Annotated in this window: 17 protein-coding genes; 5 read left to right on the top strand and 12 right to left on the bottom strand. The window is 64.5% G+C overall.

What is annotated here, in order from left to right; genetic code table 11:
* Positions 1–112: 112 nt before the first annotated feature.
* From era to folK, 7 genes are all read right to left on the bottom strand, one after another.
* On the bottom strand, positions 113–1,024 hold the full coding sequence (era, locus tag DTX69_RS23685; RefSeq protein ID WP_284736024.1) for a GTPase Era: 912 nt from the start codon (positions 1,022–1,024) through the stop codon (positions 113–115).
* Entirely contained in the window at positions 1,021–1,737 is a 717-nt protein-coding gene (rnc, locus tag DTX69_RS23680) for a ribonuclease III (RefSeq protein ID WP_162917504.1), read from the bottom strand. The genes era and rnc overlap by 4 nt, the downstream gene beginning before the upstream one ends.
* Positions 1,738–2,610, bottom strand: coding sequence for a signal peptidase I (gene lepB / locus DTX69_RS23675; RefSeq protein WP_119304056.1), 873 nt, complete (start codon positions 2,608–2,610; stop codon positions 1,738–1,740).
* Positions 2,611–2,754: 144 nt separating this feature from the next.
* Positions 2,755–3,153: a holo-ACP synthase gene (acpS, locus tag DTX69_RS23670; protein ID WP_119304055.1), complete on the bottom strand. Its 399-nt coding sequence runs from the start codon at positions 3,151–3,153 to the stop codon at positions 2,755–2,757.
* Between the two features lie 238 nt (positions 3,154–3,391).
* Entirely contained in the window at positions 3,392–5,536 is a 2,145-nt protein-coding gene (locus tag DTX69_RS23665) for a RelA/SpoT family protein (protein WP_119304054.1), read from the bottom strand.
* Positions 5,537–5,666: 130 nt separating this feature from the next.
* A complete protein-coding gene (gene rpoZ, locus DTX69_RS23660; protein ID WP_119304053.1) occupies positions 5,667–6,053 on the bottom strand; it encodes a DNA-directed RNA polymerase subunit omega in 387 nt (128 codons plus the stop codon).
* Between the two features lie 62 nt (positions 6,054–6,115).
* A complete protein-coding gene (gene folK, locus DTX69_RS23655) occupies positions 6,116–6,640 on the bottom strand; it encodes a 2-amino-4-hydroxy-6-hydroxymethyldihydropteridine diphosphokinase (protein WP_119304052.1) in 525 nt (174 codons plus the stop codon).
* Between the two features lie 151 nt (positions 6,641–6,791).
* Here folK and DTX69_RS23650 point away from each other — a divergent pair, with 151 nt between their 5' ends.
* The gene (locus DTX69_RS23650; protein ID WP_119304051.1) at positions 6,792–7,412 is read left to right on the top strand and encodes a LabA-like NYN domain-containing protein; all 621 of its coding nucleotides are present in this window, start codon (positions 6,792–6,794) and stop codon (positions 7,410–7,412) included.
* 29 nt (positions 7,413–7,441) lie between these two features.
* Positions 7,442–8,074: a uracil-DNA glycosylase gene (locus tag DTX69_RS23645; RefSeq protein WP_119304050.1), complete on the top strand. Its 633-nt coding sequence runs from the start codon at positions 7,442–7,444 to the stop codon at positions 8,072–8,074.
* Positions 8,075–8,098: 24 nt separating this feature from the next.
* Here DTX69_RS23645 and DTX69_RS23640 read toward each other — a convergent pair whose 3' ends face one another.
* On the bottom strand, positions 8,099–9,601 hold the full coding sequence (locus DTX69_RS23640) for an MFS transporter (protein ID WP_284736023.1): 1,503 nt from the start codon (positions 9,599–9,601) through the stop codon (positions 8,099–8,101).
* A gap of 135 nt (positions 9,602–9,736) precedes the next feature.
* Between DTX69_RS23640 and DTX69_RS23635 the strand changes: the two genes are divergently transcribed.
* The gene (locus DTX69_RS23635; protein ID WP_119304048.1) at positions 9,737–10,651 is read left to right on the top strand and encodes a LysR family transcriptional regulator; all 915 of its coding nucleotides are present in this window, start codon (positions 9,737–9,739) and stop codon (positions 10,649–10,651) included.
* A gap of 102 nt (positions 10,652–10,753) precedes the next feature.
* On the opposite strand, the gene smpB is transcribed toward DTX69_RS23635, so the two are convergent.
* Both smpB and dapA read right to left on the bottom strand, forming a co-directional pair.
* On the bottom strand, positions 10,754–11,233 hold the full coding sequence (smpB, locus tag DTX69_RS23630; RefSeq protein ID WP_119304047.1) for an SsrA-binding protein SmpB: 480 nt from the start codon (positions 11,231–11,233) through the stop codon (positions 10,754–10,756).
* Positions 11,234–11,249: 16 nt separating this feature from the next.
* Positions 11,250–12,131, bottom strand: a complete 882-nt coding sequence (dapA, locus tag DTX69_RS23625) for a 4-hydroxy-tetrahydrodipicolinate synthase (protein ID WP_119304046.1) — start codon at positions 12,129–12,131, stop codon at positions 11,250–11,252.
* Between the two features lie 179 nt (positions 12,132–12,310).
* Between dapA and DTX69_RS23620 the strand changes: the two genes are divergently transcribed.
* Positions 12,311–14,296 carry a lytic transglycosylase domain-containing protein gene (locus DTX69_RS23620; RefSeq protein ID WP_162917503.1) on the top strand — a complete coding sequence of 662 codons (1,986 nt, stop codon included), beginning with the start codon at positions 12,311–12,313 and terminating at the stop codon, positions 14,294–14,296.
* Positions 14,280–15,281: a threonine ammonia-lyase gene (locus tag DTX69_RS23615; protein WP_284736022.1), complete on the top strand. Its 1,002-nt coding sequence runs from the start codon at positions 14,280–14,282 to the stop codon at positions 15,279–15,281. Before DTX69_RS23620 ends, DTX69_RS23615 begins: the two co-directional genes overlap by 17 nt.
* 66 nt (positions 15,282–15,347) lie before the next feature.
* Here the strand turns inward: DTX69_RS23615 and DTX69_RS23610 are convergent, their stop codons facing one another.
* Positions 15,348–15,839 carry a bactofilin family protein gene (locus DTX69_RS23610; RefSeq protein ID WP_119304043.1) on the bottom strand — a complete coding sequence of 164 codons (492 nt, stop codon included), beginning with the start codon at positions 15,837–15,839 and terminating at the stop codon, positions 15,348–15,350.
* Entirely contained in the window at positions 15,823–17,394 is a 1,572-nt protein-coding gene (locus DTX69_RS23605) for a M23 family metallopeptidase (RefSeq protein ID WP_284736021.1), read from the bottom strand. The genes DTX69_RS23610 and DTX69_RS23605 overlap by 17 nt, the downstream gene beginning before the upstream one ends.
* Positions 17,395–17,426: the final 32 nt, after the last annotated feature.

The following is a 17,426-nucleotide window of genomic DNA, read 5'->3' as shown; positions in this document are numbered from 1 at the left end:
GCATCTTCCCCCTCCCCAGCCCTCCCCCGTGTCGGGGGAGAAGGATCCTGTATTCCCTCGGGAGGGTTAGGGTGGGGGAAGCAAGCGCTCCATTGTAGAAGATAGAGGACCGTTACGGCTCGAAATCCAGCCCCATCTCGCGGTAGCGCTCCGGATCGTCCTGCCAGTTCTCGCGCACCTTGACGAACAAGAAGAGGTGCAGCTTGCGCTCGAGCATCTGCTCCAGCTCATTCTGCGCCGCTTCGCGCACCTGCTTGATGCGGCTGCCACCTTTGCCGATGACGATCGCCTTGTGCGTGTCGCGCGCGACATAGATGGTCTGCGAGACCTTGGCACTGCCGTCCTTGAACTCCTCCCAAGCCTCCGTCTCCACCGTCAACGCGTAGGGCACTTCCTCGTGGAGCTGGCGGAACAGATGCTCGCGTGTCACCTCCGCCGCCAGCAGGCGCACCGGCAGATCCGTCAGCTGGTCCTCCGGGAAATGATGCGGTCCTTCCGGCAGATGCGCCACCACCTCATCCATCAGGTCTTCAACGCCGTCGCCGGTCTCGGCGGAGATCATGAAGATGCGCTCGAACGGAAAGGCGGCGTTCAGTTCGCTGGCCAGCTTCAGCAGGACCTCATGCTTGACCGCGTCGACCTTGTTGATGGCGCAGATTGCCTGCCGGCCATTCTTCTTCAATCCCTCGATGATCGCGCGCGTGTCCGCATCGATCTTCTTCTTGATGGCGTCGACCAGCAGCACGATGCGATCGGCATCCCCTGCCCCGCTCCAGGCCGCGGCCACCATGGCGCGGTCGAGGCGGCGCCTGGGTGCGAAGATGCCGGGCGTGTCGACGAAGATAACCTGCGCGTTCCCGCACATCGCAACGCCCAGCACGCGTCGCCGCGTGGTCTGCACCTTCGGGCTGACGATCGAGACCTTGGCTCCGATCAGGCGATTGAGCAGGGTCGACTTGCCGGCGTTGGGCGCGCCGATCAATGCGACGAAGCCGCATCGGGAACGGTCTTCCTTGTTCGTCACGAGCGCAGTTCCGCTATCAGCGAAGCGGCCGCCGCCTGTTCCGCCGCGCGCTTGGACTTGCCGCTGGCCTTGGCGGCGCGCTTGCCGCTGACCCGCACCTCGACCGTGAAGGTGGGATCGTGCGGCGGCCCGCTCGATTCCACCACCTGATAGATCGGCAGCGGCAGGCCGGAGGCCTGCGCCCATTCCTGCAACGCCGTCTTGGCATCCTGCGGCGGCTTGGAATCAGCAGCGATCAGGCTGCTCCAGTGGCGCTCGACGAACCGCCGCGCCGCATCCAGGCCGGCATCGAGATAGATGGCGCCGATCACCGCTTCGCACGCATCGGCCAGGGTCGCGGCGTTGTCGCGCCCGCCGCCCTCCGCCTCGCCGCGCGAGAGAATGAGATGACTGCCGAGGTCGATCGAGCGCGCGACATGGGCAAGGCCCTCCTGTCGCACCAGCGCGGCGAGGCGCTTGGCCATCGCGCCTTCGTCTTCCTTGCCGAATGTGCGATAGAGCATTTCCGCGACGATCAGGCCCAGAACGCGGTCGCCGAGGAATTCCAGCCGCTGATTGTCCTGGCCGCCCTTCTGGCGCGGGCCTTGCCGGCCGCTGCGGCGAGTCAAGGCGCTCGGATGGGTCAATGCCGTGCGCAGCAACTCGGGGTCTCCGAAGCTGTGCCCCAGGACCTGCATCAGTTCTTCAAGCGGCGAGTCCCCGTCCTTCGTCATTCACTGGATCACGTTCAGCAAGCGGCCGAAGCGCAAGGCAGTGGCCCAGGTGACCGGATTGTACCACCGGAACGAGCTGCCATACGACCAGAACAGGATCTTGGCCGGCCCGATCAGGTTCTCCTTCGGCACGAACCCGACCGTGGCGAGGCAATCCTTGTTGCTTTCATCAATGATGCCCCGGCTGCGGCAGCGCTCGTTGAACGCCGCTTCCGCCAGTTCCATGCCCTGGTTGTCGCCAACCTTCACGGAGGCGATGAAATTCGCCGGGCTCAAGGCCCTGCTGTCATTGGAGCCGTCGCGGTTGTCGCCCATCATGAAATAGTGGCCCGCGGGGACGATAAATGTCTGGGTGTTGTCCGAATCGGCCCTGTCGCCGAACCGTTCGATAATCCGGTGTGTGACACCGCCAGGCAGCGTCTCCAGATATTGCGGCACCTGATCGGTCGGATTGTCCGGATCGACATAGTCCTCGATGCGCTGGCGCTCGACCGGGACATCGTTGATGTAGAGGAGGCCCTGCCGCATCTGGATGCGATCGCCCGGCAGCCCGATGACTCGCTTGATGAAGTCGGTGTCCGGCTCGCGCGATGGACGGAACACTACCACCTCGCCGCGCTTCGGCTCGCCTTCCCAGATCCGCCCCTCGATCGGCACCAGCCCGCCCGGGAACGAGAACTTGGAATAACCGTAGGCCATCTTGGAGACGAACAGATAATCGCCTTCCAGGAGGGTCGGGATCATGGAGCCGGAGGGAATGTTGAACGGTTCGTAGGCGAAGGTGCGGATGACGATCGCGATGATCGCCGCCCACAGCAGTGTCTTGACGATTTCCCAGAACTCGCTGAAGGCGCCGGAAGCTTTGCGTGACATAGGTCTTCTTTAATCCACGGAACAAGGCGCGAGCGCCGCCTCGCCCGACCGCGGGCGATCAAGCCAGCCAGAGCCGCCAAAGTCAAGAAACTCGCCGTCCTGACCCGACGGTATTTTTGTGCATCTTATCATGGACTTGCGGTGTCAGCCCGGATTAGCCGAGATGATCACGATGGCCTGGGCCTGTGGAAAATCATCGGTGATGGTGAGATCGATCTGAACCACCATCCCCGGTGGCGTGATGGCCTGCAGCCGCCTCAGCGCCCCGCCGGTCAGCTTCAGCGTCGGCTTGCCCGACGGCAGATTGACCACGCCCATGTCGCGCCAGAACACGCCCGCATTGAGCCCGGTGCCGAGCGCCTTCGCGCACGCCTCCTTCGCGGCAAAGCGCTTGGCGTAGGAGGCCGCGCGCTGCGCCCGCCGGTCGGACTTCGCACGTTCGATATCCGTGAAGACACGATTGAGGAACCGATCGCCGAAGCGCTCGATGGACCTCTCCACGCGCCGGATGTCGATGATGTCATTGCCGATGCCGAGGATCATGTGGTGGCCCCTGGCTGGAAGTGGCCTTCGTCGCGCCCCCGTACTCCGTCATGGTCGGACTTGGTCCGACCATCCACGGGTTTCGATGAGCAACAGCGAGAAGCCGCAGGCAAACTCGTGCAGGCAAAGGGCCGTCCACATATGGATGGCCTGCCGCCGAATATCGGCCTGCGCCGAGGACCCAAGCCCGACCATGACGACAAAGAGAATGCTTCGGATCTGAGCATCATCCTACCCGTCATCCCCGCGCCCGGTCGACGGAGCTGATCGCCGGCGTCGCGCGCAGGGCGGCGATGATGTTGGTGAGGTGCCGCACGTCCTTGACCTCCACGTCCACCAGCACCTCGAAGAAATCGATCGAGCGGTTGGTGATCTTGAGGTTCGAGATGTTGCCCAGGTTCTTGCCGATCACCGTGGTGAGGCTGCCCAGGCTGCCCGGCTGATTGGTGATGACGACCGAGAGGCGCCCGACATGGCTGTCGGCAGCGTTCGGATCCTGGTCCCAGGCGACATCCAGCCAGCGCTCCGGCGTTTCCGCGAAGCTCTCCAGCGTCTCGCAGTCGATGGTGTGGATGGTGACGCCCTTGCCGGTGGTGACGATTCCGACGATGCGGTCGCCCGGCAGCGGATGACAGCAGCCGGCGAAATGCATCGCCATGCCGGGAATGAGGCCGCGAATCGGAATGGCGGTGCTGCCCTTGGCGGCCTTGGCGCGCTGTCGGTTGAGCGGCACGACCTTGTCCGGCACCTGTTTGGCGCGCGTGCCGGGAAAGATCGCGTTGACGACTTCGCGCGCACCCAGCATGCCTTCGCCGATCTGCGCCAGCACGTCCTCCGGTTCCTCGGCCTTGAACTTCTTCAGGACACCGTCCAGCGACTTGTCGGCATATTCGTAGCCTTCGTGCTGGAACTCCTTCTGGATCATCGCGCGGCCGAGCTCGATGTATTGCGCGCGCTGCTGGGTGCGGATGAAGCGGCGAATGCAGGCGCGCGCCTTGCCGGTGACGACGAAGCGCTCCCACGTGGGCGAGGGCGTCTGTGCACGCGAGTTGACGATCTCCACCTGGTCGCCGTTGTGCAGCTCGCTCCTGAGCGGCACGATGCGGCCGTTGATCTTCGCGCCGACGCAGGTATTGCCCACTTCGGTATGGACGGCGTAAGCGAAGTCGACAGGCGTCGCGCCGCGCGGCAAGGCGATGAGGTCGCCCTTGGGCGTGAAGCAGAACACCTGGTCCTGGAACATCTCCAGCTTGGTGTTCTCGAGGAACTCTTCCGGTCCCGCCGCATGCTCCAGGATGTCGAGCAATTCGCGCAGCCAGCGATATTGCCGTCCTTCCATCAGCGGCCGGCCCTGCTTGTACTGCCAGTGCGCGGCAACACCCAGCTCTGCCACCTCGTGCATGTCGTAGGTGCGGATCTGGATCTCGATGCGGTGGCGCAACGGCCCGATCACGCCGGTATGGAGCGAGCGGTAGTTGTTCGGCTTCGGCGTCGAGATGTAATCCTTGAACCGCCCCGGGATCATCGAATAGTGGCTGTGGATGACGCCCAGCCCCTGGTAGCACGCCGTCACATCATCGACGATGATGCGGAACGCCATGATGTCCGAGAGTTGCTCGAACTCCATGCGCTTCTTCTGCATCTTGCGCCAGATCGAGTATGGCGTCTTTTCTCGGCCCGAGACGGTGCATTGGACGCCGTCATCGGTCAGCACCGCGCCCAATTCCGCGATGATCTGGTCGGCGAGGTCCGTCCCCTGCTCGCGCAGGAAGCTGAGGCGCTGCACGATCGAAGCGTAGGCCTCCGGGTAGACCTGCGCGAAAGCGAGGTTCTCGAGCTGGTCCTTGATCTCGTGCATGCCCATGCGCTCGGCGAGCGGAGCATAGATCTCCAGCGTCTCTAGTGCGATCCGCCGGCGCTTCTCGGGGTCCTTGATGTAGTGGATGGTCTGCATGTTGTGCAGACGATCCGCCAGCTTCACCAACAGCACGCGAATGTCGTTGGACATCGCCAGCACCAGCTTGCGGAAGTTCTCCGCGTGCTTGGTGTGGTCCGACTGCAGCTCCAGGCGCGATAGCTTGGTGACGCCGTCGACCAGCTGCCCGATCTCCGTCCCGAACAGCCCTTCGATCTGGTCGAGCGTGGCTTCGGTATCCTCGACGGTATCGTGCAACAGGCCGGTGACGATCGATGCGGAATCGAGCTTGAGCCGCGTCAGGATCTCCGCGACGCCGAGCGGATGGGAGAAGTAGGGGTCACCCGATGCCCGCGACTGCGAGCCGTGCGCTTTCATGGAAAAAACATAGGCGCGGTTGAGCAGGTCCTCATCCGCGCCTGGATCATAGGCCTTTACACGTTCGACCAGTTCAAATTGCCTAATCATGGATTGAGCTGATCAGATGTTGTGGCCGCGATAATTGGGTGACGTCACGCTTCGTTTCGTGCCTCGCTCAATTGTCCCGCCGATGGCCCCGTCCATATCAACCCCGAGACCGGGATCCCGGGGTGTTTCATCACTCCTCGTCGCCGACCGCCGCGTCTTCGAACTCGCCGTCGATCGACAGATCGGAGTCCTCGGCCTCTTCCTTACTGATCTGCGCCTGCTGCATCTCGGCCAGCAAGTCGCCGGCGCCGGCACCGAAGCCCGCACCCTCCTCCTCCGGCTCATCGGTCTCGACCTGCCGCTGCAGGCCCTTTACCAGGCTATCTGCCAAAGTATCCAGATTGAGCGTGACATCGGCGATCTCGCGCAGCGCAACGACCGGGTTCTTGTCATTGTCCCGATCGAGGGTGAGCTGGCTGCCGGCCGAGATCTCGCGCGCTCGCTGGGCAGCGAGCATCACCAGCTGGAACCGGTTCGGCACCTGCAGGACACAATCTTCGACGGTAACGCGTGCCATTTCTTCAAGTCTCTCCAGGAATTGGGCTAATTGATTGTAGCTAACCTATTATTGCACTGCGTTCAAGCGCCGGAACCCGGCGTTTCCTGCAGGGGCCGGGTGACCTGATCGCGGGGCAGCCTGGCGACCAGGCTCGAAATCCGCTCACCGGTCGCCGGGTGCCGCCAATCTGGGGCCAGATCCGCCAGCGGCAGAAGGACAAAGCCGCGGTCTGCCATGCGGGGGTGCGGCACGATGGGCGGCCTAGGCCCGTTAAGGATCATATTCCCAAATGCAATAATGTCCAGATCCACCGAGCGTGCCTCGTTCCGCTCAACTCTTTGTCTACCTAATTCTGCTTCAATGGCTTGCAATTCCGACAGCACATCTGAAGGAGAGAGGGCTGTCGCCGCGCGGACAACACCATTCACGTACCAAGGCTGATCGGAGGCCGGAATTGGTGCAGATTCATACCAAGGCGAGCGTGCGAGCACCCGAAGGCCATGGTCCGGGAACAGAGTAAGGACGTGTTCCAGGGTCGATTTCGGCGGTCCGAACCGCGGGTGGGGCAGATTTGCACCTAACCCAATGTATAGATCGTCAAGCATTGGCCAGTTCGGTCATAAATTGTGGCGGTACGGTTTCGCGGCGGCCTGAACTTGGGGAAGGCATCTGGGGCGCCGCGGACCATCCGCCATATTCCGACGCCGCGATCCAACGCGGCTATACGCAACACTGATTCATGCGAGGGCACCATCCATGTTTAACCGATTTTACCCTAATGAGCGCGTGGCTTTGTTTATCGACGGAGCCAATCTGCACGCCGCAGCGCGCTCACTCGGCTTCGACATCGACTATAAGCGGCTGCTGAAGCACTTCCAGGAACAGTGCCACCTAATCCGCGCCTTCTACTACACGGCGCTGGTCGAGGACCAGGAGTATTCGCCGCTCCGGCCGCTGGTCGATTGGCTCGACTACAACGGCTTCACCATGGTGACCAAGCCGACCAAAGAATACACCGATTCCATGGGCCGGCGGAAAATCAAAGGCAACATGGATATCGAGCTCGCCATCGACGTGCTGGAGATGGCGACGCACCTGGACCATGTGGTGCTGTTCTCCGGCGATGGCGATTTCCGCCGCCTGGTCGAGGCAGTGCAACGCAAGGGTGTCAGGGTCTCCGTCGTCAGCACGATCCGGTCCTCTCCACCCATGGTGGCGGATGAGCTGCGCCGTCAGGCTGACAATTTCATCGAGCTTGAAGAGCTGTCGCCGTTGATCGCGCGCCAGCATAACGGTCAGCGCGGTCACGGCGGTCACGTTCAACAGCAGGCGGCTCCGGCAGACACTCCGGAGGCTTCCGAAGCCGACGCTTCCTGAGCTTTTGATTCATGCGCTAAGTTGCGCGCATGATTCTTCCCGATCGCGATTGCCCGCTTTGCAAGCGGCTGGTCGATTTTCGCTTGGCCGCGCGGGCAAAGTTCCCCGACTGGCACAACGCGCCCGTTCAGCCCTTTGGGCCCGACGACGCGCGGCTGCTGATCGTCGGCCTAGCGCCCGGCTTGCAGGGCGCCAATCGCACCGGCCGCCCCTTCACCGGCGACTACGCCGGCAACTTGCTCTACGCCACGCTCAAGGAATTCGGCCTGGCCCGCGGCGAGTATGAGGAGCGGCCGGATGACAGTCTGCAGCTCGTCAACTGCCGCATCTCCAATGCCGTCAAGTGCGTGCCGCCGGAGAACAAGCCGACGCCCGAGGAGATCCGCGTCTGCAACCGTTTCCTGGCCGAAGAAATGGCGTCATTGCCGAAGCTGAAGGTCATCCTGGCCTTGGGTTCGATCGCGCACGATGCCGTGCTGGTCGGCCTGGGTCAACGCAAGTCGACGGCCAGGTTCGCCCACGGCGCACGCCACCAATTGCCGCGCGGCCTGGTCCTCTACGACAGCTATCACTGCTCCCGCTACAACACGAACACGGGACGGCTCACCACCCAGATGTTCCGCGACGTGGTGAGTCAAGCTGCAAGAGCGGTCCATGAGTGACGATCACGGGCGCGCAACATCCAATCAGTCTGTAACTCCGGACGAACGCACCCCGATGATGGCGCTGGGCTTCCTTGGCCGCGCTGTGAGATCGCGTGAGCGGCGCGGCGCGAGCGCCCGCCCTCCAACCGCGATGGCCAGAGCCACGACGATCAGGATCGCCGCGACGGTGAATGTTATCCGCATCCCGGTTTCGACGGCGGTGGGATCTGCCGTTGCGATGTCCGTTGTGCCAGTTGCAAGGGCGAAGATGGCGCCCATGACGGAAGCACCGGTGATGGCGCCGAGATTGCGCGACAGGTTGAGCATGCCGGACACGACGCCCCGCTGCTCGGCGTGCATATCCATCATGACGGCCGTGTTGTTGGCGGCCTGGAACAGCTGGTAGCCCGGCGCCAGGATGATGAGGGCGGCAACGTAGCCGGCAACCCCGAGCATCTCCGGAAGCACGGCGAGCGCGAACGAACCGGCCGCCATTGCGACGAGCCCAACGAGGCTTATGAACGACGCGCCCAGACGCTCGACGATGCGACCGGCCGGCACGCCGCTCAGTGCGGACATGATCGGGCCGGTCGACATGACGAGTCCGACGGCGGCCGCGTCGAGTCCGAGCGCACGCGAGAGATAGAACGGCCCGACGACGAGGGTCGCCATCGCCACGGTCAGGACGAGCACGCTCATCGCGAGCCCTGCGCTCAGCACCGGATTGCGGAACATCTCCAGCCGGATCAAGGGCGAGGCCGTCTTCGCCTCCACCAGCGCAAAGAGTCCCACAGCCAGTCCCGCGGTTAACAGCAGCGTCATGTTGAGCGAGCCGAAGCTGCCGCGCCCGATCGTCATAGCGAGCGCATAAGCTGCGAGCGACGAGCCGAGCAGCACCGTGCCCAAAGTGTCGAAGCCCGCCCGGCCAGCCTTCCGTCCCTGGCGGTCAACGGACAGATGGCGATTGGCGAGCAGAAGAGCCAGGATCCCCAGCGGCACGTTGACCAGGAAGATGGCCGGCCACCCGAAGCCGGAGATCAGGACGCCACCGATGGTAGGGCCGGCCGCGGTGCCGATCGCGGACATCGTTCCGAGCAAACCCATGGCGCGGCCGGTCCTCGCCTTCGGCACCGTCTCGCCGACCAGCGCCGTGCCGAGCGCCATCATGACGGCCGCTCCCAGCCCCTGCACCGCCCGCGCGGCGATCAGCAGCCAGAGCGTAGGCGCGAGGCCACACAGGACGGAGGCCACGGTGAACAAGAGCAGTCCGGCCAGCAGCAGCCGTCGGCGGCCGATGATGTCGCCAAGCCGCCCGACGCTAACGATCAGGGTGGTGATGGCGAGGAGATAGGCGAGAACGATCCACTGGACCTGCTGAAACGAGGCTTCGAACGCGTGTGCCAGCGTCGGCAAGGCCACATTGGCAATGCTTGTGCCGAGCGAGGACAACAAGATGGAGAGCGAAAGGCTGGCGAGTGCCCACGGGACAGAAGGTGCCCCGTTTCCGGCGACCGGTTCGCTGTTTCCTGCAAGGATTGGCTTCAACGTGAACTCCGTTTTCCGCGAACTCCCGAAGAGAGCTGTCGGAAACGTAGTTCCGTGCGTCACATGGCGGTAGACGCACGATATGCACTGTATTCGTGCATTTGACGCCATGTCAGGATTTGCTACGGTCGGTGCATGTCGCGACCCGATCTCAACCTGCTGATCACCCTGGACGTGCTGCTCGCGGAGGGCAGCGTTGCGCGCGCCGCCCAACGACTGCGGCTCAGCCCCTCGGCGATGAGCAGGGCTCTGGCGCGCTTGCGCGACACGACGGGCGATCCGCTGCTGGTCAGGGCCGGACGCGATCTCGTCCCCACGCCGCGCGCGCTCGAGCTCCGCGCGCGGGTCAGCCAGCTCGTGCAGGATGGACAGGCGGTTCTGCGGCCGGCCGAGAAGCTCAATCTCAAGCAGCTGGTCCGCACGTTCACATTGCGCACCAGCGACGGCTTCGTGGAGAACTTCGGGCCCGACCTCATCGCGCGCGTCGGCAAGGAAGCACCCGGCGTGCGGCTGTTCTTCGTGCCGAAGACAAGCAAGGACAGCACGCCGCTGCGCGACGGCACCGTCGATCTGGAGACCGGCGTGGTGGGAAAGATGACAGGCCCTGAGGTGCGCACGCAGGCCCTGTTCCGAGACCGGTTCATCGGCGTCGTGCGCAAGGGCCACCCGCTGAGCCGCGGTAAGATCACGCCCACCCGCTACGTGGCCGGCCGGCACATCCTGGTGTCGCGACGTGGGCTCGACAAAGGGCCGATTGACGAAGGCTTGGAGGCACTCGGCCTGGAACGGGAGATCGTCACGATCGTCGGCGGCTTCTCGGCCGCGCTGGCGCTCGCGCGAGCCACCGACCTGATCGCCACCGTTCCCGAACGGCACACCGGAAAGCAGCGTGCCGGCATGCACAGCTTTGCCATTCCGGTTCCGACGCCGGAGATCACTGTGTCACTGCTCTGGCACCCGCGCATGGACGCCGACCCAGCCCACCGCTGGCTGCGCGGGTGCGTACGGGACGCATGCGCGAAGCAGCGGAGACAGGTATCGCCGCCCTGACAGGCATCGTCGCTCCTGGTGAGATCGGAACAAGTAGCATGCAGACGTCAACCCATATCGTCATGGGCGTACTTGGCACGACCATGACGAGAGAAGTGGCTCCTATTCGTCCCTGCCGCGATGGCTCAGCAGCCTTGCCTGCTCCCTCTTCCAGTCGCGTTCCTTCTCTGCCTCGCGCTTGTCGACCTTGCGCTTGCCTTTGGCGAGGCCGAGCTGGACCTTGGCGATGCCGCGTGGGTTGAAATAGATCGAGAGCGGCACCAGCGTGATGCCGGTGCGTTGCGTCGCGCCGATCAGCTTGTTGATCTCGCGCTTCTTCAGGAGCAGCTTGCGGGCGCGGCGCGGTTGGTGACTGAAGTGCTTGGCCGCCTCATATTCCGGGAAATAGGAGTTGAACAGGAAGAACTCGCCGTCCTTCTCGGCGGCGAACGCCTCCGCGATGGAGACCCGGCCCAGGCGCAGCGACTTCACCTCGGAGCCGGTCAGCATCATGCCGGCTTCGATCGTGTCCTGGATCAGGTAGTCGTGGCGCGCCTTGCGGTTCTGCGCCGCAAAGCGCTGGGTCGCCGGGTCTCGTGCCATGATGTCATGCTGGTTCTTAGTTCAGCAGCCCGGCCTTCACCAGAGCCGCCCGCACCTTCTGGCGCGACGCTTCGGCGATCGGCGCCAGCGGCAGGCGCACCTCGTCCGACGAGCGGCCGAGCAGACTCACGGCATACTTCACCGGCCCAGGGCTGGTCTCGCAGAACAGGGCATCGTTGACCGGCATCAGCCGCTCGTTGACCTGCATCGCGTGCTTGATGTCGCCCTCGCGCCAGGCCTTGTGCATCTCGGCCGTCAGGCGCGGCGCCACGTTGGCGGTGACCGAGATGCAGCCCACGCCACCCTGCGCCAGGAACGGCAGCGCCGTCCCATCCTCGCCCGACAGCATGATGAAGTCCTTGTCGATCGCGAGCTTGGTGCGGATCGGGCGCACCAGATCGGCGGTCGCGTCCTTCATGCCCACGATGCGCGGCAGCTTCGCCAGGCGCGCCATCGTGTCGACGGTCATGTCGACCGCGCTGCGCGGTGGCACGTTGTAGATGAGGATCGGGATGTCGGTCGCGTCGTGGATGGCCTTGAAGTGCAAATACTGCCCTTCAGGCGTCGGCTTGTTGTAGTAGGGCAGCACGATCAGCGCGGCGTCGGCGCCCGCCTTTTGCGCGTGTCGGGTGAGGTCGATCGCCTCGTCGGTGGAATTGGAGCCGGTGCCGGCGATCACCGGCACGCGCCGGCGCGCCGCCTCGACGCATAGCTCCACCACGCGCTTATGCTCGTCATGGCTCAGCGTCGGCGACTCGCCGGTGGTGCCGACCGGCACCAGGCCGTCGATGCCTTCGTCGATCTGCCACTCGACGAAACGCTGGAAGCCCTGCTCATCGACCGCGCCGTTCTTGAAGGGCGTGATCAGTGCGGTAATCGACCCCTGGAATCTCGCCATATTGCCCTTCCCTTTTCACCAGACTGTGATGCTGCGCGCGAACCGGGACAATTGCCACGCCCATCCTCGGCTTTCAAGACGCTGTTAAGGGTTTCTTTGCCATAATCGACCGGCTGGCCGAATTGCCCGGCCGGCGCACCATGGTTAAAATGCAGATAGAGTTGCGTATGAGGGCCAAAGTGCGGCGTTTTTTGAGTTTTGTCGCGGTCGTGCTCGGAGCGGCCGCGCTTTTCATTGCCCAAGATCGAGCCGCTGCGGATGCCAGCGGCCTCAGCAGTCGTGACATCACCGTCTATAAGCAGGCCTTCGCGGCGATCAAAAAGGATCGCTGGAAGGAGGCGCGGCGCATTGCCGCCACGGCCAAGGATCCGCTCCCGGCCAAGGTGATCCAGTGGCTGGACCTGACCCGCCCCGGGCCCGGCCGCGACTTCAGGGAGATGAGCGAGTTCCTGAGGGCCAATCCGGACTGGCCGTTGCGCTACACGTTGACCCAGCAGGCCGAGCGCGCGATGCCGGAATACCTCCAACCGCAGGACATCCTGAAGTGGTTCGGCGAGCGCGACCCGTTAACGGTCGAGGGCGCCATCAAGCTGGCGGGCGCGCTGAGCGCCACCCGCCAGGAGAAGCGTGCCGAGCAGATCGTCTGGGCCGCCTGGATCGGGCGTGACTTCAACAAGGAGAACGAGCAGGTCTTCCTGCAGCGCTTCGGGCACCTGCTGCACCCGCAGCAGCACTGGGCGCGGCTCGATCGCCTGATGTGGGACGGTGAGCGCGACCAGGCGCTGCGCATGCTGGACAGGGTCGATGCCAATCGGCAGGCGCTCGCAGAAGCGCGGTTGAAGCTGGCACGCGAAGCGACGGATGCGCTGGCGGCCGTGGCCGCTGTTCCGGCGGAGCTGCGCAAGGACGCGGGCCTCATCTTCGAGCATGCGCGCTTGCTGCGGCGCCAGGACAAGTTCAACCAAGCGGCTGCCCTGCTCGACCCACCGCCCCAGGGAGTGCTGCGGCCCGACACGATGTGGGCCGAGCTCAAAAGGGCATCCCGTGGGCTGCTTAACGAGGGCAACATCTCTGCCGCCTATCGCTTGGCGGCGGCACACGGCACCACCAGCGGCGAGTCCTTTGCCGAGGGCGAGTTCATGGCCGGCTGGATTGCGCTGCGCTTCCTCCAGGACGCGCCGACCGCGATGAAACACTTCACCGCGCTTTACGCCGGAACGACCTCGGTCATCTCCCAGTCGCGCGGCGCCTATTGGGCAGGCCGGGCGGCGGAGCAGATGGGCGACATGGCCAAGGCGCAGGACTGGTACAAGACCGCGGCCAAGGGCATGACCACCTTCTACGGGCAATTGGCGGCCGCCCACCTCAATGACGGACGCAAGTTGCAGCTGGCAGCGACCGCCAAGCCCACTGCCCAGGAAAAGGCCCTGTTCGATAAGAAAGAACTGGTGCGGGTGGTCCGCATGCTGACCGCGCTTGGCGAGGGCGACCGCACGCGCCTTTTTCTCACCAAGCTGATGGAGCTCAGCTCTCGTCCCGCGGAGTACCAACTGATTGCGGCCCTCGCGATGGAGATCAACCGCAAGGACTTCGCCGTGGTGGTGGCCAAGGAAGCCCGCACCCGCGGTACGGAGATGATCGATTTCCTCTATCCGGTCATCACGCTGCCCAGCGGACACAATCCGGAGCCCGCACTGGTTCTGGGAATCATCCGGCAGGAAAGCGCATTTGACGTCGGCGCCGTCTCCAGTGCCGGTGCGCGCGGCCTGATGCAGCTGCTCCCCGGCACGGCCAAGGGCGTCGCCAAGCAGGCCGGGGTCAAGTTTGCAGAGACGCGCCTCACCAGCGATTCGCACTACAACATCACCCTCGGTAAGGCCTACCTCGACGAGCTGCTGAGCCGGTTCGGCGGCTCTTACGTGCTGACCGCCGCCGCCTATAATGCCGGCCCGAGCCGCGTGCGGAACTGGATCTCCACCTATGGCGATCCGCGCGACCGCTCGACGGATGTGATTGACTGGATCGAGTCGATCCCGTTCGATGAGACCCGGAACTACGTGATGCGCATCATTGAAAACACCCAGGTCTACCGCGCTCGCCTCAATGGTGACGGCGTGGCGAACCTGCGAATCTCACAGGATCTTGGCATTGCTCTCAAATACTGACGGCGCCGCGCCGGCGCCGGTTTTTACCGACGTCGAGGCCGCGGCGCGGCGGATCGCGGGTCACGCGCAGCGCACGCCCCTCCTCAGCTGGCTCGAACTCGACCGGCGGCTCGGCACGCACGCGTTCGTGAAGCCCGAATGCCTGCAGCTGACCGGCTCGTTCAAGTTCCGCGGCGCCTACAACAAGATCAAGTCGGCGCTGGAGAGCCACGAAGAGGTCCCGGGCGTCGTTGCCTTTTCGTCGGGCAATCACGCCCAGGGCGTCGCCGCTGCCGCCGGGCAGCTCGGCGTGCCGGCGATCATCGTGATGCCGGAGGACGCCCCGCGCATCAAGATCGAGAACACCCGCGCCCTCGGTGCGGAGGTGAAGCTCTACGACCGCTACAAGGAGGATCGCGAAGCCATCGCGCGGGCGATCGCGCGCGACAAAGGCTATCTGGTCGTTCCGCCGTATGACGATCCGGCCATCATCGCCGGCCAGGGCACGATCGGTCTGGAGATCGCCGAGGACTGCGCGAAGCTCGGCGTCACACCGGATGTCGTGCTGGCGCCATGCAGCGGCGGGGGCCTCATCTCCGGCATCGCGACCGCCATCAAGGCGCGTTCTCCGGAGGCGCGGGTCTTCGCCTGCGAGCCGGCGCGCTTCGATGACACGGCGCGCTCCCTCGCGGCAGGTCGGCGGCTGGAGAACGAAGGCAGCGAGAAGTCCATCTGCGATGCGCTGCTCTCCAAGTCGCCGGGCGAGATCACGTTCCCAATCAACAAACGCCTGCTGTCCGGCGGCCTCGTCGCCACCGACGAAGAGGCGCTCGCCGCCGTCGCGTTCGCCGCGCGGCGTCTGAAGCTGGTGGTGGAACCCGGCGGCGCAGTCGCGCTCGCCGCCGCCCTGCAGGGCCGCGCCCCCAAGGACGCGCGCACCATCGTCATCGTCTGTTCCGGCGGAAACATTGACGACGAAATGCTGCGCAAGGCGCTCGCGAATTAGTCTGCGTTCATTCGTCATGCTCGTGCTTGGCACGACCATGACAAGAACTTACGCAGAGGGTGGCCCTTACCCGATCGCCGCGATCCGCTCGGCGAGCGGCTTGATGGCGTCGCTGCTGGCGAGCGCCTTGGTCTCATTCGCGGCCACAGCCGGCGCTGGCAGTACACCCTGCGCGGTCGGCGCGTCGAGCCGTTTGCACATGCCTTCGAGCTGAGCCCCTTCCTCAATCGTCAGGGTCTTGTGCAGGATGTCGCCGGTGACCTTGGCGGTCTTCTCCAGCACGACCGAGTCAGCCTTGATCGCGCCTTTCACCAGGCCGCAGATCCGCACCGTCTCGGCCTGCAACGCGCCATGCACGGTGGCGGCCTCCCCGATCACGATGTTGCGGCTTTGAATATCGCCTTCCACCCAGCCGTCGACCTGTACGTCGCCGCTGCAGACGAGATCGCCGTTGATCCGGAGATCGGAACTGATGATGGAGGGCACCGAGGTTTTGGCTGAACGCGCGCTGTCGCTGGTGCTGCCGGCAGACGCCTTCTTGCTACCCTTTGAAAACATATCGACCCGCCTTCAAAAATGCCATGGGGTCGAGCGGACGGCCATTGTAACGGACTTCAAAATGGACGTGCGGCCCGGAGGATCGGCCGGAACTTCCCAATTTGCCGATCTCCTGCCGATAGTCGACCACATCTCCTACCTTTACGTTAATGGCATGGAGGTGGGCATAGCGGGTGACGATGCCGAGGCCGTGGTCGATCTCGACCAGGCGACCGTAACCGCCTTTCCAACCGGCAAATGTTACGGTTCCCGGCGCGGTCGCCAGCACTTCCGACCGGAGCTTGCTGACCATATCGACGCCTTCGTGGAGCGCCCGGGCGCCGTTGAACGGGTCCGTGCGCGTGCCATACATGCTGGAAATATAGTAGCTGTCGATCGGAGCGGTCAGCGGCAGGGTGCGCAGGATCAGGCGCAGCTTTTCCCAGCGCTCCACCTGATCGCCGAGCGAGGCGACGCTCGCCAGCAACTTCTGCTCGCCCTCGTCGTTGGTGCCGGCCGGTACAGGAATGAACGGTCCGCCTTCGCCGGACTCTTGGTCGATGCTCTGCAGCAGCTTGTCGACATCGAGGCCCGTCATCGCGACGGTCTTTTCCATGTCTTCGATATTGTCGCGCGCGCGCTCCGCGAGGTTGGCGACAAAGTTGGCCTGGCTTTCCTGCAACGACGCCAGTTGCTGGCGCAGCTCGCCCACCGTCCCGGCCATCCTGGCGCGCTCGTTCTGCAGCCGGTTGCGCTGCTCGATCGCGGTATTGAGCGCGACGGTCAACTGCCGGGCCTGCTCCTCGATGTCGCCGGCGCGGCGGTTGGTGTCCCGAAGCTCCGCGTCCAGGCTTGCCACCTTGGCGTTCAGCGAATTGATGCGGGTTTCCGCGCCCGCGCCGCGCGCCGTCACTTCCGCCAGCTCTCTTTGCAAGGCCGCGCCGCGTTCGCCGAGCGTGCGGGTCTTGTTCATCTCTTCGGCCAGCTGGGCAGCTTTGGCCTGGCGCGCGTCGATCGCGGTGTCGCGGTCGAACTGCGCCTGCTGCAGTTCGCGCTTCAGCACCGAGAGCTCGCCGACCAGCAGCTTGTTGCGCTCCGACACCTTGCGCAGGTCGGCCTCGAACATCGTGAGTCGGTCACGGAGCGCCGATTTCAGCGCGGCATCGCCGCGGCCGGACAAGCTCGCCAGCATGTCACCGGATTGGGCCGGCGTGGACAGGGCGCTGCCGCCCGGATTGGCGCGCGCTGCCAGCGCCGCGACTTCGGCGTCCGCTGCCGCGATGGAGTCGCCAGCCCGCTCGACGTAATCGCCGAACGCGGTCAGCAGCTCGTTATAGGCCGATTCCGCCTGGCGAACCGCGATGTCGCGGGAATACTGGTGCAGCTGCTCGATCGCGAGATTGATCGAAGCGCCGAGCGCGCCCAGAACAACGCCGCCAAGCACGGTGGTTGCAATGAATTGCGCGCGTGTGGACAGGCATATGAACTGGATGCGGCCGCTGGTGCGGATGATGATTTCGCGCGGGGCAAACCACCGGCGAACGAGCTCGCCAAGTCGGGCCTTCACATCTTTCATCTCTGCCATACCCCCCAACAGGATGAAGCGTT

The sequence above is a fragment of the Dongia deserti genome, from assembly GCF_003574735.1.
In the GTDB taxonomy this organism is placed as follows: domain Bacteria; phylum Pseudomonadota; class Alphaproteobacteria; order Dongiales; family Dongiaceae; genus Dongia_A; species Dongia_A deserti.
The sequence above is the reverse complement of the archived record's forward strand: the minus strand, read 5'-3'. Positions and strand labels throughout refer to the sequence as shown.